Genomic DNA, 23240 nt, shown 5'->3' on the forward strand with positions numbered 1-23240 from the left:
CTGGGAACGCCGAGCCGACATCCATGAGGCGTTCCTCAAACTCGCCTGCTGCCTCATCACCCACCGACAACTCGGCTCATTGTGTTAGCCGTTGTTAGTCCCCGGAACCAATTCCACGGCCGGCGCAGCGGCGACGGCCGTGTCGGAGGCTGGGAGGGCCCTGTTGCTGGATCAGGCAGCGGCGGAGGGCTGTTGCTCGGGGACGGCGGCACGGTGGACAACGAACCTCCCTGCTTCACTGTGTCGACTGGGGAGCCTCAGAGTAGAGCCGTGGCTCGTGTCTCTGAGCGGGGTTACGGAGGTGTGACCCAGGTACGCGTCAAAGATCCTGTCTTCAAACGATCGAATTACGACAGGGCGCCCGCACGTCCAATGGACCCCGATTTTCCCGGGCCTGACGACGGCGCAGATCCAATGAGATCCGATGGCGGCTGACGACAGGGTTAAATGACAGATCGGGTCCGATGCGGCGACAGAAGCGAGGAAGAGCGTGGCCAATCTCGTCTACAAGCGGGTCTCCACCGACCAGCAGTCGACCGCCCGGCAGGACCTCGTCCTCGCCGAAGCCGGGATCGAAGACCCTCAGGTGTCCGAGGAGGAGGCCGGCACCTCCAGCCGCCTCCACCCGCTTCAGCGCCCGAAGTTCGGCGAGCTGCTGAAGTACGCGCGACCGGGCGACACCGTGCACATCTCTGAGATGTTCCGCCTCGTACGCGGCAACCAGCACATCCTCGACATCCTCGAAGTCCTGCACCGCGACCGGCTCGCCCTGCGTATCCACGACGGCGCGTTCTCCGCGATGGACCTCACCGCCCGCCATTCGCGCACCGGAGAGCTGCTGTCCACCGTGAAGTTCATCGTGCAGACCCTCGCAGCCGCCGGCGAACTCCAGCGCGACCTACAACGGGAGCTGACGTACGACGGGCTGCGGGCTGCGGGCTGCGGGCCGCCGAGGCCAAGGGCAACAAGGGCGGGCGCCGACCCGCTATCCCGGCCGACAAGACCGACGACGTGCGCACCGCGTACCAAGAAGGCCGGTCCATCGCGGCCCTCGCCCGTGACCACGACGTCAGCCGCGGCGCCATCCGTACCGCTGTCGCGGACCTCCTGCCCGAGTACACGGCCGCCGACCCGGGCGCCCCGGCCCCGGAACTGCCGGTCGTCCTCGACATGCCGGGCAAGGTCGCCGACTTCCTCCGCGCCGCCGAGCTGGAGCCCGCCGAGCACGCCACGCTCGACCAGGGCGTGCCCGTACGGCGCGGCCAGGGCTACACCCTGCGCGTCACCGCCGTGCCCGCGATCCACCGCCAACTCCTCGACCACTGCCAACCCCTCGACGGCACCGAGGCGGTCCCGGCCCAGCGCAAGGCCCGCCGCGAGTACGGGAACCGCGTCAACGCGCTTGGGACCGACAACTGAGATCACACGCTGTCAAAACTTCTGACAGCAACACCGGTTCCCTGGTCCGTTCCTACCGGACCCCCGAGTTCGTCAGCCGACGCTCCGGCCGGGGCAAACAGGGCTGGGACGTCGGCGCGCGCGGCGAGGTCACATCGAAGGGCGGGGCGACCGAGTGGATTCACTGGCAGTCCGACACCGCCCAGCTGCTGCCCAGACTCATCACCGCCGTACCCGCGGCCCGCTGTTCCTCGCCGACCGCAAGGCCCCGGCCGGAACACCCACGCTCGACGTGTGCCCGGGGACCGGCCGGGCCCGGCTCTCCTACCGCCGGGCCGAAGAGATCTTCGAGGGGAGCACCCGACTGCTGGCCAACCCCCTCGCCTCGCCCGAGGACATCGAGGACCTGGACGGCTGGACACTCCACCGGCTTCGCCACAGTGCCCTGACACACGACGCCGAGGACGGCACATCCCCCCCGATGCTGCTGGCCCGTTCCCGGCACGCTTCCGTCCGCTCCCTGGAGCGGTACGCCCGCTCCGGCGTCGACGCGGTCGCACGGCACGTCGCCGAACGCGACCCCGCCGCCCGACGGAAGGGCTGACGCCTCGGCGTCCGGCCGATTACGGCTTCACGGTCGCCGTGGCGGTGAACCCGCAGCACTCGAAGGTCTGGACCGGCGCGCCCGACGTCCGCGTGATTTTTACGCCTTCGAGCACCGCGCTCGTGTCGACCTCGGATGCGATGACCGCGACGCCGTGCACCCCGCCCTTGATCCGGTCCTTGCGGACCGTGAACGAACCGTCCTGGAGGGCGATTCCGACGTACGAGGTCCGTTGGATGTCGTTGTGGGCGATGTCGATCCCCACGCCGGCCACGTAGATCCCGACCTGGTTGCCCACGATCCGGTTGTGCTGCAGGACGGTGCCCGGCGCGTCGGCGACGATGCCCGCGTGTTGGAACTCGTTGAAGAAGTCGGGGCCGCAGTCCGGGTCGGGCTCCCGGCACTCGTTGTCGCTGATGGTGTTCCCGGTGACGCGGCCGACCGCGCCGAGCACGAACTCGATGCCGTCGGTCGACACCGTCGGGTGCCCGGTGACGGTGCTGTTCTCAACGGTGGCTGTGGACCCTTCGTTGATGACGACCACGCCCGCGCCCTGGTAGTCCGTGATCTTGGTGTCGCGGATGGTTGCCGCGCCCGTGCTGGTCGGAAAGTTCCCGATGAGGACGGCGGTCGCACTGCGGAAGCAGGGCGCGGCGGGGGTGTCGGTGATGTGGGTGACGGCGGCGTGTTCGAGGTCGAGACGAGCACCCCCGAGCACATGAATGCCGGCGTTGAGCGCGCCGTTGTCGCATGTGCCGGAGCCCGGTCCGCTGACGGAGAGCCGGGACAGAGAGACGGACGCGCCGTTGTGGATCTCGACGATCGAGTTGGCGTCGTCGTCGCCGGGGGTCAGCGTCTGCGGAGCCTGAATCGTCGTCTTGCGGTCGCCCGAGCCGGTGATCGACACATCCTTGCCGATCACCACTTGCTCGCGGTAGACACCCGGCCGGACGGCGATCCGGTCACCAGGGTGGGCGGCGTCGACCGCTGCCTGGATGGTCGGATAGTCCTTGGGGACCACGAGGTCGTGTGACCCGTCGGCCGCCGCCGACGTCGGCACCAGCGGACAGACGGCGATTGCCGTGACGACGCAGAGGCCCAGGCGGGCGGCCGTCCTGATCAGTGGGATTGCCATTCCTATTCCGTTCTAGTCCGGTACTCACACCGTGGATCCGGGGGCCCCAGGACCCGCTTGCCGGAGGCCCGGCCGCGCTGCAAACCTATTGACGGCTGTGAGCACAAGGCGCTCTCGGACGTCCGACACGGATTCGGTTTCCCCCTGCCGGCCCATCAAGGGAACCGGCCCCCGAAATTGCAGTGCACCTGACGCGGCGCCTGCGGCGAGGCCTCGCGTTCGGCTATCCCCATCCGGTCCGCACGATGATCTGTAAGAAACGGCCCAAGGTCTCGGCGCCCACAGGGTCAGCATGCCGTCACCCGTACGCGGTCGTGAGGCGCGGCCTGGGTCACTGAACGTCAAGCTCGACAAGGAGCCCGCGCGGGCGGCGGCGTTTCATAGGCGGTCCCTGTTGCAACACCGCGCGTTGTGGGCGTTCCCGCAGGCCTCCGTGTTTCACCAGTCGTTTCCTTCCTCTTGATCAGTGAAACGTACTCGTGAAACGATCCTGGCGTGATCACCGACCCGCACAAGCTCGTCGAAGCCCACCCGTGCCCGATGTCCACCTGCACCGCCCCGGCCGGCTCCCCGTGCCGGACCACCTCGGGCAAGGTCGCGCTCAAGTACCACACCGCCCGCTTCCAACTCGTCCCAGCGCTCCGCTCCGAACTCCACGTCGCCACCCCGGCCGTCCGGCATCCCAGCTCCACCTGGCAGGCTCTGCCGGTGCAGAAACTCGCGGCGCCCGCCGCCCCGATGGAGATCCGTCTCGGGTACGCGCGTGTCTCCACCCGCACCCAGGAGATCCAGTCACAGGTCGACGCCCTCGAAGCCTCCCAGGTGCACCGGCTGTTCCAGGAGCAGATCAGCACGCGCGTGCGCGAGCGCCCGGAGATGAAGGCGGCCCTCACCGCCGCCCGCGAGTACCGCTCACTGGGGGTGAAGGTCACGCTCGTGGTGCACGAGATGAAGCGGCTGGGGCGCGGCGCCCTGGAGCTGCTCAAGGTCGCCGAGGAGCTGCGCGACGCCGAGATCGAGCTGGAATTCCTCACCGGCCCGCTGGCGGGCAAGCATGACCCCGCCGGCCACGGGGCCGCCCTGTTCGCGTTCTTCGCCGCCATGGCGGAGTCCGAACGCGACTACATCCGCGACAAGACCCTCGAAGGCCAGGAGGCCGCCCGGTCGAAGGGCAAGGCCATCGGCGGTACGAAGGTCTCCGACGAGGACATGCTCGCCACCGCGCTCCGGCTGCGCGATGAGGAACACCTGTCGCTGCGCGAGATCGCCTCCCGCCTCGTCATCCGCACCGGAAAGAAGCGCGGCCAGCACCCCGCTCCGGCGACTGTGATGCGGATGCTGCGCGAGCACGACGAGCAGAAGGCCGCGATGGAACCCGCGTGCTGACCTGCGAATCATTCCTTAGCGTTGTTTTTTCGGCGAGAGCTACTGGGACCCCCTCTCGGCATCGCCGCCTGGCCCGGCGGCACCGGCGGGGAACGGACGCGCCGTGCCAACCGGCCGATCGGCACCGCGGTGGCGGTGTTGTGCTTCTGCGTGTGCCTGGCGGTCGCCGCGTACGGGATCGCCCTGATTGTGGCTGGCTGACGGCCGTTTCAACCCGCTTCTGTGATCCGAACGAAAGCCCCTAGTCCGTCGTCGCGGGGGAACCGACGGTGTAGACGTCCTTGACCTTCACCTCGGTGACGCCGCGTCCCTCGGGGAACACCGCGCGCCAGTCTCCGATCACCTGCAGTTCGTCGGTGCCCATCGCGCGGACGACCATCAGGCCCTCGTCGTAGACCCGGTGCGCCTTCCACCACAGGTTCACGAATGCCTGGGAGCGGATCAGGTGCATCCAGTCGGTGCGGTACAGCTCCCGGTTGTAGTTCGACTCCCCCATCGTGGAGACGAACTTCGTGGAACATGTCCGTCGGCGGCTGGACGATCTCAGCGCCGACGGCTTCTGCGCGCTCCGCCAAGCTGTCGACGTCCGGCACGAAGACATGCAGCGTGACGGACGTACCTCCGCCGAGCGAGGTCGGCGCGGCGAAGGAAGCAGCCTCCGCTTCGCCCACGCCGGCGTCGCCCACCATCAGGATCGACCGTCCGATGGTGATCTCGGCGTGCAGAATCCCGCCGCCCGGAGCATCGATCCTGAACTCCTCACGGGCGCCGAACGCCCGCTGGTAGAAATCGATCGCCGCGGCGGCGTCATCGACCATGATGTGCGGGATCACGGCATAGCGGTAGCGGTCGGGGATCTCGACATGGGCTGCGTACTCGGTCACGGCGAACCTCCTTGAAAGACACCGCTGGTCGGTTCCTGCGGCTCTGGAAGGAACCTAAAAGCTCAAGTTTGGTTGAGGTCAATCGCTGATGTGGCCCATGGGCGGCGAGGTTCTACGACAGCGTGCACCAGCTCGGTCGGGGAGTGGGGCGCCCGCGTCGTGCTGTCGGACCCGCATGACAGGATCCACCGCATGGATCTTGCCACCGTGTTTGCAGACCTCGACCGGGTTGCCTGGCCGGAACTCGGCCACGCCTACGGTCCCGCCGATGATGTGCCCGGTTTGCTGCGCGCAGTGACAGGCGCGGACGAGGAAGCTGCGGCAGAGGCCGAGCAGGAACTGTGGGGCAGCATCGTGCACCAGGGCACGGTGTACGAGGCCACGGTGGCGGCCGTCCCCTTTCTGGCCCGCTTCGCGGCGGCGGGGGTGCGCCGTGCGAACCTGCTCGGCATGCTGGGCGCCATCGCTGAGAGTGCGGACGAACACGGCCTGGACCGGCCGGGTGCGGCGCGTGCGGCTGTCGTCGCGCAACTGCCGCTGATGCTGCCCTTGCTGTCGGACTCCGACGCCGAGGTACGGCAGTGCACGGCCTGGGCGGTGGCCCAGTGCGGGTCGGCGGCGAGGCCGGCCGGCTGGACGGCGTTGCGGCACCGCTGGGACGTGGAGGCCGATCCGGTGGTGCGAGCGGACGTGCTCACCGCGTGCGTGCTGGTCGACCGGGACGCGTCCGAGGCACTGCGTACGGCCGGCCTGCGCGCGACAGAGCCCCCGCCGGTGCGTGTGGCAGCGCTTCTGGCCTGTGTGGAGACCGGTCGCCCGTGGGATGGGGAGCTGGCCGCTGTCGTGGCGGCGCTGTCGCCGCTGGGGCCGCACACGGCAGGCGGCCAGTGGCAACGGGAGCCGCTGCAGGCCCTCGCCGTTGACCTGTACGAGCGCGGCGATGCGGATGCGGCGATCGAGGTCGTCGTCTCGGCGCTGGATCGCGCGGTGGAGGCTCTGCGCGATGGCGCGGATGCCCGGACGGCGGTGGCGGTGGCGGAGGCGACCTGGGCGGCCGAGTCGCTCGCCCTGCGCTCCCGGACAGCCCCGGCGCGGCTGTTGCCGGCGATGCTGCCGCTTCTGAACACACCGGCCACCGCCGGCGCCGTCATCACCGCGGTGCGCGATTGGGGCGAGCCCGCCCCCAAGGCGGTCCCTGCACTGGCCCGTCTCGCCGAGGGGACGGACGAGTTGGCTGACCGCGCCTTGGCAGCCCTGGTGGCACTGGGCGCGCCCGAGGCGGCGGATCTCCTCGCGCAACGGCTGGCGGACCGGCCACACGCTCTGAAAGCCGCCTTCCAGCTCACCCTGCAACGTCCCCCGGCTCCGCTGCCGTGCACTCCGGCGCTGCTCGACACGGTCCGCGCACGGCTGGCCGCGGCGACAGCCGACGCCGTGACACCTCGCAAGCGTCAGTCACTGATGGTCGGCGGCCTCGCGACCGCCAACGAACCGGTGTATCTCGCTGGTCTCCTGGCCGGTTGGGGGCGTTCGGCTCGGGCCGCGATACCCGAGTTGACGGCCGCCCTGCCGCATCACGCCGTACCGGTCAGCCGTGCGCTCGCCGCCGTCGCCGACGCACAACTCGACCCCGACGCGGTCACCGCCCTGCGCGCCTGCGCCGGGGCCGGCCCCAGGTCGAACCGCCAGGCGGCCGCGACCGCGCTCCACACCCTGACGAACGACGCCGACCCCTTGATCGCCGTCTTGGGGCCGGCGCTCGCCGAGCAGAGCGGTACGCGCGACCAGTGCGTCCAAGCCGCCGCCTCACTCGGCGAGCAGGCCCGCGCGCTCCTTCCCCAGCTCATGGCGCTGCTGTCCGAACCGGCGGAGACCCGAACGACCATCCCCGCCGCCCGAGCCGGGTTGGCGGCGGCCGCTGCAGTATGGGAGCTGACCGGCGATCAGGCGCTTGTGCTGCCCATGGTCCTGGAGGGCCTGACCTGGGCCACCGATCCCTGGGGCCACCAAACCGCGAACCGCGCGGCCGAGGTCGCCACCCTCCTCGGGCCCGCCGCGCGGCCGGCCACCTCACACCTGCTGCCGATGCTCGACCGATCGGACATGACCGCGACCGCCGCCCACGCACTGGTGGCCGCGCACCCGGGCAGTGACCGCCCCGCGGGCATCGCGCTCACCGACCTTGCCGACCGCATCCTCGAGTCGGTCGCTCCGGGCGCGTACCTGAACTCCGCACTCACCGCCCTGGAGGCCCTCGCCTCCCTCGGCCCCGCGGCATTCACCCCCACTCAACTCAACCGCCTGCAGACACTTGCCAACGGGGCACGCCGAATCGTGGGCTCGGGCATCCAGACCGAGATCATTCACAACGACTCGGAGTTCTGTGCCGTCGCCCGGCGCGTGTTGGCGGACCTGACGCACTGAACGGCGCGCGCCCCGGCCTCGACAGCATCCTGATGCAGCGCCCCTGCGGTGAGGCCACAGTCGGACAGGCGTCCTTGTGGGATGACGCGACGGCGAATATCGTCCCGATGTCCCAACTCGATATATCGGGACGACACTTGTGGTCGCCCCCGCCGACACGGGGAGAAGCGATGAGATCGATCGACTACGACTCGGAGCAGCATCAGGACTATGCGCGCGGCCGCGCGCTCACCCAGCAGCAACTGCACGTATGGATGAGCGCCTTTGAAGCGGCGCTGCCCGAACCCCGTCCGCTGGCAGGGCTGGACGTCGGCTCGGGCACCGGCAGGTTCACCCCCGCGCTGGCACGAGCGTTCGGACCGGTCATCGGCGTCGAGCCGTCGGTGCGCATGCGCGAGGTTGCGCACACGCAGTCCCAGCATCCCGGTGTGCGGTATCTCCCAGGCACCGCCGAGGAGATACCCGTGCCCTCCGACAGCGCCGACTACGCTCTCATGGCCTGGTCCTGGCACCACGTCCAGGACAAGCCCCGGGCGGCCCGGGAGCTGGCCAGGGTGCTCAGGACGGGAGGACGGCTGCTCCTGCGCACGAATTTCAGTGACCACCATCCGCGGCCGTGGTGGCTGGAGTACTTCCCCCGCGGTTACGAGGCGGACGCCTCGATATATCAGCCACTGCACGAAGTCATCGCGACGTTCACCTCGGTCGGCTGGCGCGTTGTCAGCTTCGGCACGGTCACCGAGCCGTCCTCGGGCACCCGCGGCGCCATGCTCGAACGACTGCGCCTGCGCACCCTCTCGTTCTTCGCGCAACTCAGTCCCGACGAGCTGGAGGCCGGCTTCCACCGACTGGAGCAGGCTGTCGCCGCAGATCCCGACGCCCCAGCGCCCGTGTTCGCTGAGCCGCTGCTCACGCTCGAACTGCGCTGACGCGGCGCCCTACCCAGCCTTCCGCAGCTCCTTCTCCAGTAGCGTGAAGGACTTGGGCGTCCCGCTCGGCTGCGGCTTGCCCTCCTTGCGGCCCACGGGGCGGTAACCGGCGTGCCGGTAATAGGCGTTGAGCTGTGCATTACCGGCCAAGCAGTCCAGGCGCACACATGTCCGTCCCACCGCAGCCACTCGCTGTTCCGCGGCGGTCAGCAGCAGCCTGCCCGTGCCGGGTGCGGCGACACCCCTGTCCACCATGAGGCGGTGCACGTATCCGGCCACGGGCGGCTGTGGGCCCCAGGCGTCTTCGTCCTCCCACCACAGCTCCCAGGCGCCGGCGATGCGCCCGCCGACCTCCGCGAGCCAGACCTCGCCGTGTGCCATGACCTGGCGGAAGTGATCCTCGTCCAACTCTCCCGGCAGCCACTGCCCGGTGATGTCGCGGGCGAGCATCCAGCGTGCCGCCTCGTCACGGAGGCGGACGAGGGCAGCCAAGTCGGCTTCGGAGGCAGAGCGAACACGTAGATCATTCACCCAGGGATCTTCGCACGTCCGTCCGACGACGGCCGCTGTCACGTCCCGGCATCCACGTTCTCGGCCGCATGGAGACCATCGTCGTCCCCTGCCTCAACACTCACCCGTGGCAGCGACTCTGGGGCCTGCAGCAGCGGTGATCCGTACGATCACTCGATGTGATCACTCGATCGTGAGTTCTTCCGCTCCCGCACCCGGTCCGGCGCGATGCTCGCAGAGGCGGCGCGTGACCGGCGCCGTCCGTACGTGCTGTGGGTGGGGGGAAGAGCATGACACGAGAATCAGAATCAGAATCGGGACGGCGCAGGGGCCTGGACGAGCATGCGGTGCTGTTGGCGGCCGGGCTCGCCGATCTGGCCGTGAGCACGCTGGATTTGGCCATGGGAACGGTGCGGGGCCTGCTGCGCCGCTCGGACGCCGCGGAGTTGGCGGCGCAGGCGGAGCAGGACCTCATGGCACGCGGGCGTCTGGCGCTGGACCGGTACGCGGCTGTACCCCCGGCCCACCTGGAGATCCTCGCCCGGCACGCCCTGGCTCGACGAGCGGCGGACGATGTCTGACCGGTGGGAGCCGGCGGTGTTCAAGACCCGCGTCGACGAGGTGCTGCATCGGTTCGTCGCCCAGGAGGCCGACCAGTTCGCAGCCGTCGATCCGCTGCTGGGCCCGGTGGCGGATCAACTCGAAGCTGCGGTCGCCGACGGCAAACGGCTGCGGGCAGCGTTCTGCTACTGGGGCTGGCGTGCGGTGGGGCAGCCGGACAGCGACGCGCTGGTGCGGGCGGCGGCGTCCATGGAGTTGGTGCATGCCGCAGCGGTCGTGCACGACGACCTGATCGACGACAGCCCGCTGCGGCACGGGCGCCCCACCGCACACGTCGCCCTGCGCGGTGCCGTACGGCACCGTCCGCACGCCGATGCCGCCGCGCGATCGCTGGCGATGCTGGTGGGAGACCTGCTGACGGCGCTGGCCGGGCAGTTGTTCGCCACCAGCGGTCTGCCGGCTGCCTACCTCGCCCGGGCCCGCCCGTTGTGGGTGGTGATGGCCCGGGAACTGATCGCGGGGGAGTGCCTCGAAATCCTGTGCACCGGAGCCGGCCCGGACACCAAGGCGTCCCTGAAGGTGATTCGGTACAAGACCGCCAAGTACACCGTCGAGCAACCCCTGCTGATCGGTGGCGCCCTGGCCGGGGCCGGTGAGCGGCTGCGCGAGGGCTACTCCGCGTACGGGCTGCCGCTGGGCGAGGCATTCCAGCTTCGCGATGACCTGCTCGGCCTGTTCGGAGACCCGGAACGCACCGGCAAGGCCGGCGCCGACGACGTGCGAGGACACCGGCCCACCGCCCTGCTGGCAGAGACCTGGCGCCTCGCCGACGACAACGACCGTGCACGGCTGCGCACCCTGCTGGGCCGCCCCGACCTGGACGCGGCTGCGCTGGACACCGTCCGCGAGGTGATGCGCCGACTGAAGGCACCCGACCGCATCGAGGCCCTGATCAGTGCACGGGTCGAGGAGGCCCTGGACGCTCTGCACGAGCTGGACGTACCGGCGCACGCCGCCGGCGCGCTGACCTCGCTGGCGCAGTCAGCCGCGAACCGCCTGACCTGACCGGCGCACCGCCGCCGTACACCCCCCGCCGACCCGAGCCGGCCCCAGCCCGTCCCGCCCCTCCCGCCGCTCGCGGACGATCCCGCGAAAGACAAGGAGCCCCCTCATGACCTACACCGAAGCATCCATGGACGCCCTGCGGAACGCCGGTGACGAACTCGCCGACGCCACCGTCGCCGCGCTCTTCGAACGCGGCGAGGTGGGCACCTTCAACACCCTGATGCGCTACGTCTCCACGGCAGGCGCTCCGCTCCCGGACGGGCTGCCCGACGTCGCCCGGGACTACCTCGAGGCCACTCGTGTCCCGCCGGCCTGGGTGGACTGGGCCGAGATGGAGACGGCCCGGCTGTTCTTCATCGACAACAGCGTGCACATCTCCACTGCCCTGTCCTTCGCCTCGATGCCCGCCTGCTACGTCGTTCCGCACGTGGCGAAGCTGCTGTCCGCCACCCATGGGCTGAAGTACCCGTCCAAGCGGATGGCGGAGACGGGCCAGTTCACCGTCTACCTGATGCAGCCCGACGCCTTCGAAGCCGGCAGCCGCTTCATCCCCGCCGCACAGAAGGTCCGCCTCCTGCACGCCTCCATCCGCCACCACCTCAGGCGCGAGAACCGGTGGGACACCGGCCTGCTCGGCACGCCGATCAACCAGGAGGACATGATCGGCGGGCAGATGCTCTTCTCCATGCTCGTGCTGGACAGCCTGCACCGCCTCGGCATCCACATGTCACAGGAGGGTGCGGAGGCCTACTACTACGCCTGGCGCGTCGTCGGCGCCATGCTCGGCGTCGACCAGGACGCCGTCCCCAAGACCCTCGACGAGGCCCGCCACTTCCTCGACCGGTACATGATCCGGCACATGGGCCCCTCCGAGGAGGGCGCCCACCTGACCCGGCAACTCATCGACCTCTACGAAGAGGTGGTACCCGGCACGTTCTTCGACCCGATCGTCTCCGCCCTGATCCGCCACCTCGTCGGCGACACCTGCGCCGACTGGCTCCGCGTACCGCACACACCCTGGGACACCGTCGTCAAGGCCGTACCCCATCTCCTCGGCGTCCTGGAGACCATCGAGGACCGCTCCCCGCTCGGCGCCTGGGCCCTGGACCGTCTCGGCCACCTCACCACTGTGTTCGAGCTGTCCTCCCTCACCCGCGGACGCGTCATGCACTACGCCATCCCCGAACAGCTCAAGAAGGACTACGGCATCTCCAGCACGACGCCCCGCACCCACCGGTGGACCCCACCGGCCGTCACAGTCTCTTGATCATCTCGGTGCTCGCGTGAGGCCGGCACCGCGTGGGGTGCCGGGCCCCGATGGAGCTGAGTACCGTCGTACGAGGCGTTTACGCACAGTTCACCGCACAACCATCGGCCGTTGCCGTGTGTCTCACAGTCGAACCTCACCCGCGTGCGCTCGCGCCTCGCCACCGCTCGCGCTTCAAGGAGGAACCGTGGGCATCCGCAGACCGGCCGTCACAACCGCCGCAGCCGCCGCGCTGATCGGGGCGTTCACCGTGCCGCTCGCCGGGGGCACGGCGTTCGCCGGGGAGGGCGCCACCACCGTGCGCGAGGACTTCAACGGCGACGGCTACCAGGACCTCGCCGTCGCCGCCCCCGCAGCCACGGTGGGCGGCCACTCCTGGGCGGGCTACGTCGCGATCAGTTACGGCTCGGCGAACGGCCTCGACCCGGCCCGTACCACGATCATCACCCAGGACACCCCGGGCGTGCCCGGCGCCTCCGGCGACAACCACGGCTTCGGCTACGAGCTGATCCCCCGAGACCTGGACGGCGACGGCCTCATCGACCTGGCAGTGGCGACGAACGAACACCAGCCGGCGAACAACATCAGCGGTTCCGTGATCATCCTCTGGGGCAGCGCAACGGGCATCTCCGGCAAGGGCGCGGTCCGCGTCCCCGCACCCGCGAACGCGTTCGTCGGCGAGGACATCACCGCCGGCGACTTCGACGGCGACGGACACGCGGACCTGTTCATGCGCAACGCCGAGGACTTCGACTTCCGCGCAGTGCTCTACGGCCCCTTCGGCCGGACCGGGTCACCAGCGCACGAGCAGCAACTGACCGCATTCAGCACCGACAACACGATCTGCTCCACCGCGGCAGGCGACTTCAACGGCGACGGCATCGACGACCTCGCCACCTTCTACGTCTACGAGGACCACGCCGAGGGCGGCAAGCTGTGGCTCGGCACACGACAGGGCCTGTCCACCGTCCCGCAACGGCTGCCCTCCGCGAACACCACCGCCGTAGGCGACTTCGACAAGGACGGCTACGCCGACCTCGCCACCCGGGTCTTCCCGAACGGCGAAACGTATCTGGAGGACGACCCGGGCACTATCAAGATCTACTACGGCTCGGCGGCCGGGCCCAGCACGACCCGTACGAAGACGATCACGCAGGAGACCGCAGGCGTGCCCGGCGTGAGTGAGAAGGGTGACCAGTTCGGGGCGCGGCTGAGCGCGGGCGACGTGAACGGCGACGGATACGCGGACCTGGCCGTAGGCGACCCGGGCGAGGCGATCGGCTCGGTGGCGAAGGCCGGCTCGGTGGTGCTGCTCAAGGGCGGCAGGGGCGGGCTCACCGGCACGGGCGCGCAGGCGTTCCACCAGAACACACCGGGTGTGCCGGGGAGCGTGGAGAAGGGCGACCTCTTCGGCGGCTCGGTACGGCTGCTGGACGTGACCGGCGACGGCAAGGCGGACCTGGCCGCGGGCGCGCCGGGGGAGGACCTGGGCCGGGTCACGAACGGCGGCGCGGTGTGGCTGCTACGCGGCACGGCTTCCGGCCTGACGGTTTCGAAGGCCTTCGCGGAGAACCCGGTGGATCTGGGGGCGCAGGCGGCAGGGGCACAGTTTGGAAGGAACCTGGGCGGGGACAACGGGCCGGGGCTGGTTGTTCCGTAGGTCCGGTCGTTTCGCCGGTTCCTCAACGGTAGTTGCTCCGATGCGGATCAATGTGGCCCAGCCATGCGCTTTGACTGGGTGCGGAGGAGCCGCTCCGCACCGACAGCTTCTAGCCGGGCCTGACGACCGCGAGTTCCTTCCGCATCAACGTGCACATCGTTTCGTAGCGGCGCAACGATCCATCAGGGGCTTGCTCGTCCCACGAGTCCGGCTGACGGTCGTACGCGACATACCCCAGTCGTTCGTACAGTGCACGCGCCCGGGGGTTGTTCTCCTCCACAGCCAGCTCGGCCTGTCGCAGACCGCGGTTCCTGATCCGCAGTTCTGCGGCTTCGACAAGGAACGTGCCGATCCCGCACGACTGCAATGCGGGGTGGACCGCCAGCTGCCACAAAGTGCCGACGCCCTCCTTGACCTGGTAGTCGATGCCGCCCTTCGCCACGGGGATGTCGGTTGCAGGGCAGACCGCAAGGTAGTCGACCTCACCGTTCCGGGCACGTTCCAACTGCTTGGCGACGCCGGCCAGGTGGTGATCAGATCCTGCCCACCCGCACGACGCCAGGTCCGCGTGCATCAAGTCACGGGCTGACAGCCGCAACACAATGTTGATCATCTTCAGTACCTCCGGCGAGCCAGCATCCACGCCGATCACAGGGGGCGCAAAGCCGTTTCCCCGGCCCCCGCTCTTGGCCCACCGGCCACCGCGACCGTGAGGCCCTCGGCCGCCCACGCCAACCTGGGGCTCAGCTCCGCGAGGGTGAATCCGACCGTGGTGAGACTGCCCGCGGCCCGGGCAAACGGGCCTGTCCGGCCGCGAGGTGATTCTGAAGGCGCGCGTGGCGGAACTGGGAGACGGGGCCGACCTGGCGCAGCAGACCGAGCCGGTGGGCGTCAGCCAGGAACGTCACGTCTGCAACTGCCAGGGCAACCGCCCCCGCGCGGCGAGTACGCATCGTGCAAGGGTGTAGTGCGGCCAGGCGTAGGCGACCAACGCGAGAGTCATGCCGATGCCACCACACGACAGCAGACCGAAGGTGAAGACTTCCAGCAGCCCGATCGAGACGCCGCCGTCCTCGAATGTGTCCAGCGCGGTACTGGACGCGGCGATCAGGAACGCGCCCAGGACACCGTTGAGCACGGCGACAAGTCGGTCAGCGCGGATGGAGGAGGTGGGGGTGGTGGTGTCGTGCACAGTCGCGGTGTCGCGCGTCCATTGCAGTACCGCCTGCCCTACTCCGATGACCGCACCGAACCCCAGCCCCATGGGCCACGCCGCTTTCCAGGTGGATTCGTCCGCGACGCCGTAAAGCTCGATGACGCCGTACAGGTGCAGAGTCGCTCCGCCGAGACCAGCGGAGACGGCAACGGTGACGGCCGCGTGAAGCAGGCGACGGCGCCAGTATGGGAGGGTGAACGCACCCTGGTTCGGCGTTTGAGGCGGCGTCGGCCGGCCTGCGCTGATGAGTACCATCAAGAGTGAGGAAATGCTTCGGCGGGCGTTGCTCGCGGTACGGGTCATGGTTCGGGCACCAGCAGTCTGAATGCAGACCATGGCCGTCACCCAGGGAGCGACCATCAGGGGGGAGCCAAAAAGAAGTACTTCCGGTGCGCTCAACAAGGAGGCGGCCCCCTCCTGCCACACCGCCAGGGAGACGAGCAGGGGAAAACTCATGGCAAGTGCGGCGAGTCCCCAGATGAGGGAGCGCGTGCTGGATCGGGCGAGGGCCGGGACCCAGGCGTACAACTGCCACCAGGCGAAGTCGTAGGTGCCGTCGCTTTCCAGGCGAGACGCCAGATAGGCGAAGTAGCGGTGGGCACGCTCAGGAGCCCAGCGGCGCGAGACCGGGTCTCGTTGTTGGGCGCGGGCGTAAAGAGTCGGCAGGAAGGCATTGAACAAGTGGCGCTCGACTGCCGAGCTGTCCGGGAAACGGCCGGTGTCGGAGAGTTCGGCGAAGTTGCTCGGTGCATCGGCATGGACAGATCTTGCGAGAGTCACCATCAGCGGGTTGGCGAGGGCCTGGACGGTGGGGCCCATGGGGTGTCTCTCCATGTGAAAGACATCCTGCGCTCCCGCGGCGACGCCGACGGTTGACCTGTTGGTTCTTGGTCCGGAACGATCGGGACGACGGTCCGTCACACGACTCATCGGACAGCCCTTAGTGTCCGACAGTAACCTTGACGGACCTGAGGATCGGCTTTCGGGACGATGATCAGCGGCGGCGCGTCCACTCTACGACGTCTGTCCTCCCATGCTGCTAATGCGGGAGTGGGTGGTAGAGAGCGCGGGCGCGCGTCAGGTCGGCAGGTCCGTCCTGGCCGAGGTGGAGGAAGTAGTTCACCTGCCATGCCTGCGTGGTGCGGGCCTGCCGGCTGGTCGTGGTTACCCACGGCGGGTACACGCGGAAGCCGCGCTTCCCGCCGGAGCCGTCGCGGGAGACGATGCCGTGTTCGCACAGCACCCCGCCAGGGAACACGAACTGTCCGAAGCCGTCCTCGTGGCGGCTGCTGACGACGAAGAGGTCCACATTGTCGTCGGTGTCGAAGGGCCGGATCGGCCCTTTCTCGGACCGCTGCCACACGGTGACGAACTGGCCCACTTTCGTCGGGGTGGTCTTCGCCACGCGGAACCGGATCGAGCGGCCATCGAGTGTGAACGCGCACGCAGCGTACTCGGCGCTTTCCGGTTCGGGCACCGGCAGCGAGCAAGCGAAACCACTCGCGTCGTACACCAGCGCCTTTGCCGTTTGCAGATCACCGTGAAGCCCGGCCCACGGCTGATTCGTCACCATGCCGCCATCCTGCCACCCTCGTCCGTAACGGCGTCCCGCCGCACTGAACGGCAGGACCTCGTGCAGGTGGCGGTGTGGTGGGCGGGACCGCCCTTCGCGAGCGATGCGGAAGTGGCCGGTCCGCTCGGGGCCAAGGCAGACGAGGGTCGGCCGCTCGGGCAACTGCCTGTTGCCTGACCCCGGCGGCCTACCCGCGCTGGCCGTTCAAGCCCGGACCGTGTTGGTCAGGTGAACACGGCTCCGTGTCCTGTCCCCACTGGCATTCCGACGGCTCGGCGGGACGGCGTTTCGCACGTCTTCTGGTTCCGTCTGAGGCCGAGGAACGACGCGCGGGGCAGCCGGAGCGGCGCAGGCGGCACCGCTCAGAGGCCGATCGCTTCCGAGGCTTTGAGGACCGTGCTTACGAGCTCCTCTTGCACCTACCCCCCGCCGAGACGGGGAGCCCGCCTCGGTTGGCTCCTGTCTTCTCCCTCAAGTTTGAAGGAATCGGTGTGGCCCCGAGGAAGATCTGCCAATCACCGGACTTGAGCCCGGTGAAATCTGTGTCCACCGGGCTCTGGAGTTTCCATCCTCGCGTGTGCAGGCTTCTGGTGAAGCGGAGAAGCATGGCCTGCCCGGGTGCCTTCGGCGTCAGAATCACGCCTGCGACCTGGCAGGGCGGGATACCGTCGGCGGCCGCGCGTTTGCTTCGCACAGCGCGTACGCGGGCCTCTCCGATTCCTGCCGCGGCGAAGCGAAGGTCACTCACAACATCGTCGGCGGTCTTCTCCGCGGCTCGTGACGGCAATGCCGTCACGGAGTCTGGTGACCGCGGTCCCGTCGGCGTCGCGCTGCTTCCGCATCCAGCGAGGAACAGCATCACCGCAACTGCGCCTGCCGCAGCGCAGCGTTCGAACTCTCTCAAATCCCCACCCATGTACGAAACAACTGGTCCAGCACGAGGACGATGAGGAGTCTGACATGATCAAGCTGGACTCGCACGCGCCGGCCCTCCCCGGTGTCAACGGCTTTCAAGAGCGTTGTGATCTCACGACGCGCCCATTCATTGGCCTGTGCCTTCGCCGCGAAGGGCCCTTGCCTCTCGCGTACTGGGCCACGGCACGGACACTGGGCCCGACGGGAGCGCGGTTCGGCGGAACACGAGAGGTGGCGCCCGGTGTCCGACACACCCCCGCGGGAGGATCCCGTAGGCGTAGGCCGCCCGGCCGTATCGGTGTTCATCGCAGCCGCAGCACTCCTCCCGTTCTTGCAGGCCGTGGCGACTGCGGTTGGCACCAGGGTCGGGGAACGCCTCGATGCTGCGACGCAGCGCTCTCAGACGGATCCTGCGGCGCGAGCTTGAGCGAGGAACGCCTCATGTGGGTAGGCCACTCCCAGTGGTTCTGACAACCCAGGCAGGCGCACGTATCCGTCTCGACGCCGGCACGTCAGAAGAGGCGCTTCCGCAGTTGCTCGTCATGACCTTTGAGTCGCTGGAGCAGGATGCCCCGGATGTTCCAGCCCTCGTTCGGTGGACGTCGGCGGGATGGCTCGCGACAGTCGCACGCTCCGGCCATCTCTGTGACCTGGCATGGGGCCCTGAACAAACCTCGTGGGTGCCAGCTGCCGCTTTCGTCCATGTCCCTACTGAAGTTGAGGGTGAGGGAGGGGCGGAATGGTCGGCGAGGGCAGGACGACTTGGGTGCCACGGAGAACTTCGCCTGGACCCGCGACGACGGAGTCGCGGCCGTCGCCACCGCCGCGCGGGTCTGTATGCCCGGCTGGAGGACCTGCCGTAGCGCGCCAGCGGCCGCATGGATGGACTTCGTGGGCTGCTGGGGTCGCTGCCGAGTCCTCATCGCAGACACGTGGCTACGCGAAGGAACCACCGTTCTGGCCTTGGGCTTCGGAAGGAGTTGATCTCCAAGGCCTTGGTGGCCCCGCTGCCTGGAGCCGGCGTGCGGCAGGCTCCAGGCAGCGGGGGCGGTTACGTGCCGAGCATGCGGCGTACGGTGTCGGCCGGGTCCACGCCCAGCATGTAGGCGACGACAACCAGGCCCAGGACGAGCGCGGTGGTCCCGCCGGCCTTGTTGGCGAAACCCCTGACGAACTCCTCGCCGGACAGCTTCACCAGCTTCCAGGCGATGGCCCGCATGCGGGCGGCGATGACGCGCAGACGCCGGGAAACCCGGTGCGGCCGGCTCGGGCATGGGGGTACGGCGGCCTGGCGGCTGGGGGAAGGCTGAAGGGGCAGCGCGGAATCGATGCCCAGGGGCAAGGTGGGGCTCCTCCGGGCGGGGAGAACGCGGTGTGGACGGTGTCGACCGGGCATTTCCTGCTCCATGGCTTGTGCCGTTTGGGTATGGTCCGATCACACCGGCAGCACGCATGGTTGCGTCAGGCCGCATCTGCACATTGCTGCAGGTCAACGCAAGATGCGTTGTCTGCAACATGAGGGGGCAACAGTGGCGGGGGAGAGGTTTCCACAGCGGCGCGGGCTCGCTGAACTTGATGAGGACCTTCCCATCGAGGTACGTCGTTGCGCGCAGCGTCTGCGGGAGCTTCTGGCCCGTATGGACCTGCCCTCCTACGAGGTGGCACGACGACTGACCACCGACGGCATGCGTGTGGACAAGACACGTCTGTCGAAGTTCCTCAACGGGCGGGAGGTTCCCCGCCATGCGCTGGCTGCGCGTCTTCACCAGGTCCTGGCTGAAGAAGAAGGGACCGGCGTCGAGCCGCAGGAAGTGGCGCTGACGCGCAAGCTCATGTACGAAGCGGCCCGTGTCAGTGGTAAACGGCTCACAGCTCGCGAACATGAGATTGCCGAGGCGGCGGAAAGGATCGAGCAGGAACGCGTGCGCACCGCCGAGGCGCTGGCCGTTCTCAACCGCGAGCTCGAAGCTGAACGCCGGCTCCGTCGAGAGGCAGAGGAGGCACTGGAGGATCTGTCCAGCCGGACCCAGGAGCAGATCGAAGTCCTCCAGGCGCAACGTGAGGCTGCGCAGCGGCGAATCGACGAACTCCAAGATCAAGTAACGCGGACCGAAGCGCTTCTGCGTCTGCAGACGAGCGATGCGGGCATGATGGCGCGGGCAGCAGTCGAAACCGCAGCCGAACTCGCACGGTGGGAGGACAGCCCCTCTCAGCCCGCTGTCCAGAACGTGATCGCGCAGCGCTTCGTCGACCAGGTGGCCCAGTGGAGGGACGACGACGAAGATCAGAAGGCAGAAGAAGCAATCGAGCATCTATGCAAAGCCCAGCCGGTCACCACGGCGAGGGCTGTCTGGAACCAGTTTGGCTCATCTCAGCGGTGGGTTGACCAACAACGGGTGATGATCGCGGTTGCCCGTCTGGGGGACCCACTCGAGCTCTTCCGATCCGTGCAGAACGAGATCGCTTTCCCGGATGAGATCCGCCGCTATGACTGGTCCGGGAACCTCTTGGTTGCACTTGCAGAACACGGTCCGCACAGCACCGTACGGCGATTCCACAAGGCCGCTCGTGAGCGTGGTAAGGACCGGCTTCTTGCTGCGCTGAACCGGCAGCTCATCAAGCGACAGTCACGCGCCGGTCGCAGAGCCCTCATCGCTGACGACCCTGCCTTCGGTGAAGACCTGAAGGCCAGACGAAGAACGCTCGCGAAGGCTCGAGCCGAGAACATCGCCTATGGCATCCTCAGGCCCTTCGTCATGCCGATTCTCATCTACCTTGATCGCCGTGAACGCCGCCAGCAGGAGAAACGCGCTCAAGAGGCACAAGGCGCTGAACACCCATGATGGGCACATGGCACGGCACATGGCGCCTGGCCGCGCCGGCGTGGCTTCGGTTTCATGTCGTCGCTGGCGGGCTCGATGGCGAGGATGTGTTCGAGCATCCACTGCTGCACACCGGTGAGCTTGTCCCAGCCCAGACGCTCGACGCGTACCCATCGTCCGTGGTCGTCGCCTTGTCGCGCGACCACGCCCGGGTAGGTCGGCAGCGTGCGCCTTCGTCCAGGTGCTGCCGAATGAGTTGAAATTCAGCCGGACCTACCTCCCCACACGCGACGGTCGCCCCGTCCCGCACATCATCGAACCTGGCTGCAGCGATCGCGTCCTCATAGGCGCAACCGGCCCTCTCGCCGGGCGCATGGCCACCGGCAACGCCGACGGTTTCTGGGCCCAAACGTCTCCTCCGCTGATCATCGATCCAGCCGGCGCCGGGCAGGGAGGCAAGTTGACCGTCACCTGCGACGACGGCTCGTCATGGACCGATACCCCGATCACGCTCGGACACAGCGGCTTGATCTTGAGCTGCACCGTCCGTCCCGAATTCAGCCACCGCACGAACCGATTACCGGCGAGCGCCCCCGGGAAGCCCGTCCGGGCCCGTGTCACTGGCTCGTTTGCGCTGGTAGTGGGTTCGGCCTTTGGCGGAGTTCCCGCAGGTGGCCATATCGCACCAGCGGCGGCGGCCGCCCCGGGAGCTGTCTATGAACACCCAACCGCATCGCCGACCGGGGCAGACGCGGGTGCGTTCCAGCGGCAGCGCCCGAAGCAGGTCGAATGCCTGCAGGGCGAGTTCGTGGTTGAGGTACTCAAGCCCCGATGTCTCGACGCCGAGTTGAAGCTGTGGCGTAGTCCCGCGAACAGTGAGACGCGTACTGGCGACCGCGCGCTTCCAGTGTTTCTCGACCTGGTCGAGTGCCTCCGCCGGAGCTGGAGCGCTCTGGTGGACCAGTGCCGTGATCAGATCGTGCAGAGCCTCACGCAGCTCGCGAGTGCGGTCCAGGGCCAGCTCGGCTCTGCCGGACTCGGTCTCGGCCAGCCGCCGCAGGGCCGTGAGGCCGGCGGGGGCGAAGTGACCAGTGAGGGCAGCCCATTCCAGCAGGCGCGGATAACCGTCGAGCCAGTCGATCGGCTCCGCGTCACGCGCCGTGACCGTGTTGATCAGGTCGATGGCGATGTGCCCGCCGACCAGGTCACGGGGGCTGAAGGTGTGAGGCTGGATGGTTCCCGTCACGCATGGCCGCCTTTCATGAGCTTGCCTCATTCTATCCAACCAGTGTACTGATGTTATCCGGTTGGAATGCCTCCCGGCTGATAGGAGACGCCCATGGCTGCTGCCGTCGAACTCATCACGGCACCCTGGAATCTCGGCCTGCGACCGCCCACGCCGGGGCGCGAGCCCGGAACATGGCGGGCCCCGCAAGCACTGCTGTCGGCGGGGCTGGATGCACGCCTGCGGCCGGCCCGGGTGACAGAACTCGACCGTCCGCACTACGAGTTCGACGCACAGCCGGCGACCCGCATCCGCAACGGGGTAACCATCCGTGAGCACGCGCTGCAGCTCGGCGAGGCGGTCCAGGCCGCGCTCGCCGCCTCCCGGTTCGCGGTCGTGCTGGGCGGCGACTGCAGCATCCTGCTGGGGTGTCTGCTGGGGGCCCGGCGCCACGGACGCTGCGGCCTGGTTCACCTCGATGGGCACAGCGATTTCCGGCACCCCGGCAACTACGACGCCGGTTCGTCCCTCGGCTCGGCGGCCGGAATGGATCTGGCCCTGGCCACCGGCCGTGGTGAGCTGCTGCTCACCCACTGGCCAGTGGTGGGCCGACCGCTGGTCGCCGACGAGGACGTAGTCCAGATCGGCGACCGGGAGGACGAGGCGACACCCCCGGTCACCCGGTTCACCGCCCAGGAGATCCAGCGGATCGGCATCGTCGATCTGGGCGAGCGGGTCATCCGCCACCTGGAACAGCGCGAGTTGGACCGCGTCTGGCTCCACCTCGACCTCGATGTGCTCGACGAACACGTCCTGCCCGCGGTGGACTCCCCCGGCCGTCCCGGCCTGGACTTCTCCCAGCTCACCGAACTCATCTCGAACCTGGCCAGCACCGGGCGCGTGGTGGGGCTCGACATCGCCATCTACGATCCGGAACTCGACCCGGACGGCGCGTACGCCGCTCCCATCGTCGACTGCCTCGCCTCCGCCCTGACCCCGCTTGCGATCGTGGAGACGCACGCATGAAGACGCTGCTCGCCGACGGCCCCAGCAACCTGTATGCGACCGAGATGGAGCAGTTCGGACGTCTGACTGGACACTGGTCGACCCAGATCGCCTACTACCCCACCCACGGGTCACCAGCCCACCGCGTCAGCGGCGAATGGGAGTTCGGCTACGCCCTGGAGGGCAGAGCGGTCCTGGATGTCTGGCAATGGCCCGGCCGCGATGAACTCCTCGCCGCCGGTCGCGCCCCGGACCAGGAGTGCGGCCTGTGCGTGCGAATCTGGGATCCGCGCCTGCAACTGTGGCGGTTCACCTTCCATGGCACCGCCCGCGGCGACGTGGTGCACATGTACGCCCGCCAGATCGACGATGAGATCGTCATGGAGCGCGCCGCCGGCAGCGACCTCGTCCGCTGGACCTTCACCGACATCACCGCCGACACCTTCCACTGGCGCAACGAACGATCGGCCGACGGCGGACACACCTGGCGACTCGACCAAGAGGTCAGCGCCCGCCGCGTACGGTGACAGGCCTCGACGCAATGGTCAGGCCCCCTACCGGCAAGGGCACCACGCATCGACGGTGTTCTCGACGTTTCATGGTGACCGCATGTGAAACACCGCACCGAGGCCATCGGACGTGAGTGATGCATGACCTCATG

Annotated in this window: 19 protein-coding genes and 4 pseudogenes; 14 read left to right on the top strand and 9 right to left on the bottom strand. The window is 68.6% G+C overall.

Going from position 1 to position 23240, the window contains the following annotated elements; genetic code table 11:
- From ACFY3C_RS44190 to ACFY3C_RS44205, 4 genes and pseudogenes are all read left to right on the top strand, one after another.
- Positions 1–88, top strand: a pseudogene (locus tag ACFY3C_RS44190) (IS5/IS1182 family transposase); the annotation flags it as partial.
- A gap of 402 nt (positions 89–490) precedes the next feature.
- Positions 491–877, top strand: a pseudogene (locus ACFY3C_RS44195) (recombinase family protein); the annotation flags it as partial.
- Positions 878–1011: 134 nt separating this feature from the next.
- The gene (locus tag ACFY3C_RS44200; RefSeq protein ID WP_390774955.1) at positions 1012–1419 is read left to right on the top strand and encodes a resolvase; all 408 of its coding nucleotides are present in this window, start codon (positions 1012–1014) and stop codon (positions 1417–1419) included.
- Between the two features lie 154 nt (positions 1420–1573).
- A complete protein-coding gene (locus ACFY3C_RS44205; RefSeq protein WP_390774956.1) occupies positions 1574–2002 on the top strand; it encodes a site-specific integrase in 429 nt (142 codons plus the stop codon).
- 19 nt (positions 2003–2021) lie between these two features.
- Here ACFY3C_RS44205 and ACFY3C_RS44210 read toward each other — a convergent pair whose 3' ends face one another.
- Entirely contained in the window at positions 2022–3137 is a 1116-nt protein-coding gene (locus ACFY3C_RS44210) for a right-handed parallel beta-helix repeat-containing protein (protein ID WP_390774957.1), read from the bottom strand.
- 495 nt (positions 3138–3632) lie between these two features.
- Between ACFY3C_RS44210 and ACFY3C_RS44215 the strand changes: the two genes are divergently transcribed.
- Positions 3633–4523, top strand: coding sequence for a recombinase family protein (locus tag ACFY3C_RS44215; RefSeq protein WP_390774958.1), 891 nt, complete (start codon positions 3633–3635; stop codon positions 4521–4523).
- A 241-nt stretch (positions 4524–4764) separates the two neighbouring features.
- On the opposite strand, the pseudogene ACFY3C_RS44220 reads toward ACFY3C_RS44215, so the two are convergent.
- Both ACFY3C_RS44220 and ACFY3C_RS44225 read right to left on the bottom strand, forming a co-directional pair.
- A pseudogene (locus ACFY3C_RS44220) lies at positions 4765–5037 on the bottom strand (transcriptional regulator); the annotation flags it as partial.
- Between the two features lie 58 nt (positions 5038–5095).
- Positions 5096–5341, bottom strand: a pseudogene (locus ACFY3C_RS44225) (VOC family protein); the annotation flags it as partial.
- Positions 5342–5599: 258 nt separating this feature from the next.
- Here ACFY3C_RS44225 and ACFY3C_RS44230 point away from each other — a divergent pair.
- Positions 5600–7831 (top strand): hypothetical protein, encoded by a 2232-nt coding sequence (locus ACFY3C_RS44230; protein WP_390774959.1) that lies wholly within the window; start codon positions 5600–5602, stop codon positions 7829–7831.
- A 170-nt stretch (positions 7832–8001) separates the two neighbouring features.
- Positions 8002–8760 carry a class I SAM-dependent methyltransferase gene (locus tag ACFY3C_RS44235; RefSeq protein ID WP_390774960.1) on the top strand — a complete coding sequence of 253 codons (759 nt, stop codon included), beginning with the start codon at positions 8002–8004 and terminating at the stop codon, positions 8758–8760.
- A gap of 9 nt (positions 8761–8769) precedes the next feature.
- Here ACFY3C_RS44235 and ACFY3C_RS44240 read toward each other — a convergent pair whose 3' ends face one another.
- Positions 8770–9291, bottom strand: coding sequence for a GNAT family N-acetyltransferase (locus tag ACFY3C_RS44240; protein WP_386580038.1), 522 nt, complete (start codon positions 9289–9291; stop codon positions 8770–8772).
- 269 nt (positions 9292–9560) lie between these two features.
- Here ACFY3C_RS44240 and ACFY3C_RS44245 point away from each other — a divergent pair, with 269 nt between their 5' ends.
- From ACFY3C_RS44245 to ACFY3C_RS44260, 4 genes are all read left to right on the top strand, one after another.
- Positions 9561–9851, top strand: a complete 291-nt coding sequence (locus tag ACFY3C_RS44245) for a polyprenyl synthetase (RefSeq protein ID WP_390774961.1) — start codon at positions 9561–9563, stop codon at positions 9849–9851.
- Positions 9844–10896, top strand: coding sequence for a polyprenyl synthetase family protein (locus ACFY3C_RS44250; RefSeq protein ID WP_390774962.1), 1053 nt, complete (start codon positions 9844–9846; stop codon positions 10894–10896). Before ACFY3C_RS44245 ends, ACFY3C_RS44250 begins: the two co-directional genes overlap by 8 nt.
- Positions 10897–11002: 106 nt before the next feature.
- Positions 11003–12163, top strand: coding sequence for an oxygenase MpaB family protein (locus ACFY3C_RS44255; RefSeq protein WP_390774963.1), 1161 nt, complete (start codon positions 11003–11005; stop codon positions 12161–12163).
- 187 nt (positions 12164–12350) lie between these two features.
- Positions 12351–13823 carry an FG-GAP-like repeat-containing protein gene (locus ACFY3C_RS44260; RefSeq protein ID WP_390774964.1) on the top strand — a complete coding sequence of 491 codons (1473 nt, stop codon included), beginning with the start codon at positions 12351–12353 and terminating at the stop codon, positions 13821–13823.
- A 109-nt stretch (positions 13824–13932) separates the two neighbouring features.
- Here ACFY3C_RS44260 and ACFY3C_RS44265 read toward each other — a convergent pair whose 3' ends face one another.
- From ACFY3C_RS44265 to ACFY3C_RS44280, 4 genes are all read right to left on the bottom strand, one after another.
- Entirely contained in the window at positions 13933–14436 is a 504-nt protein-coding gene (locus ACFY3C_RS44265) for a GNAT family N-acetyltransferase (protein WP_390774965.1), read from the bottom strand.
- A 291-nt stretch (positions 14437–14727) separates the two neighbouring features.
- Positions 14728–15858 carry a hypothetical protein gene (locus tag ACFY3C_RS44270; RefSeq protein ID WP_390774966.1) on the bottom strand — a complete coding sequence of 377 codons (1131 nt, stop codon included), beginning with the start codon at positions 15856–15858 and terminating at the stop codon, positions 14728–14730.
- 220 nt (positions 15859–16078) lie between these two features.
- Positions 16079–16612, bottom strand: a complete 534-nt coding sequence (locus ACFY3C_RS44275; protein ID WP_390774967.1) for a MepB family protein — start codon at positions 16610–16612, stop codon at positions 16079–16081.
- A gap of 1966 nt (positions 16613–18578) precedes the next feature.
- Entirely contained in the window at positions 18579–18869 is a 291-nt protein-coding gene (locus tag ACFY3C_RS44280; RefSeq protein ID WP_390774968.1) for a hypothetical protein, read from the bottom strand.
- Positions 18870–19164: 295 nt separating this feature from the next.
- Here ACFY3C_RS44280 and ACFY3C_RS44285 point away from each other — a divergent pair, with 295 nt between their 5' ends.
- Positions 19165–20370, top strand: coding sequence for a hypothetical protein (locus tag ACFY3C_RS44285; RefSeq protein WP_390774969.1), 1206 nt, complete (start codon positions 19165–19167; stop codon positions 20368–20370).
- A 556-nt stretch (positions 20371–20926) separates the two neighbouring features.
- Here ACFY3C_RS44285 and ACFY3C_RS44290 read toward each other — a convergent pair.
- Positions 20927–21595 carry a CGNR zinc finger domain-containing protein gene (locus ACFY3C_RS44290; protein WP_390774970.1) on the bottom strand — a complete coding sequence of 223 codons (669 nt, stop codon included), beginning with the start codon at positions 21593–21595 and terminating at the stop codon, positions 20927–20929.
- A gap of 93 nt (positions 21596–21688) precedes the next feature.
- On the opposite strand from ACFY3C_RS44290, the gene ACFY3C_RS44295 reads away from it, so the two are divergent.
- Positions 21689–22600 carry an arginase family protein gene (locus ACFY3C_RS44295; RefSeq protein ID WP_390774971.1) on the top strand — a complete coding sequence of 304 codons (912 nt, stop codon included), beginning with the start codon at positions 21689–21691 and terminating at the stop codon, positions 22598–22600.
- Complete coding sequence (locus ACFY3C_RS44300; protein WP_386580053.1) at positions 22597–23106, top strand: hypothetical protein; 510 nt, start codon at positions 22597–22599, stop codon at positions 23104–23106. Before ACFY3C_RS44295 ends, ACFY3C_RS44300 begins: the two co-directional genes overlap by 4 nt.
- The last annotated feature ends 134 nt before the right edge of the window (positions 23107–23240 follow it).

Origin of the sequence: Streptomyces sp. NPDC001410, from assembly GCF_042895235.1 — a bacterium.
GTDB lineage: Bacteria > Actinomycetota > Actinomycetes > Streptomycetales > Streptomycetaceae > Streptomyces.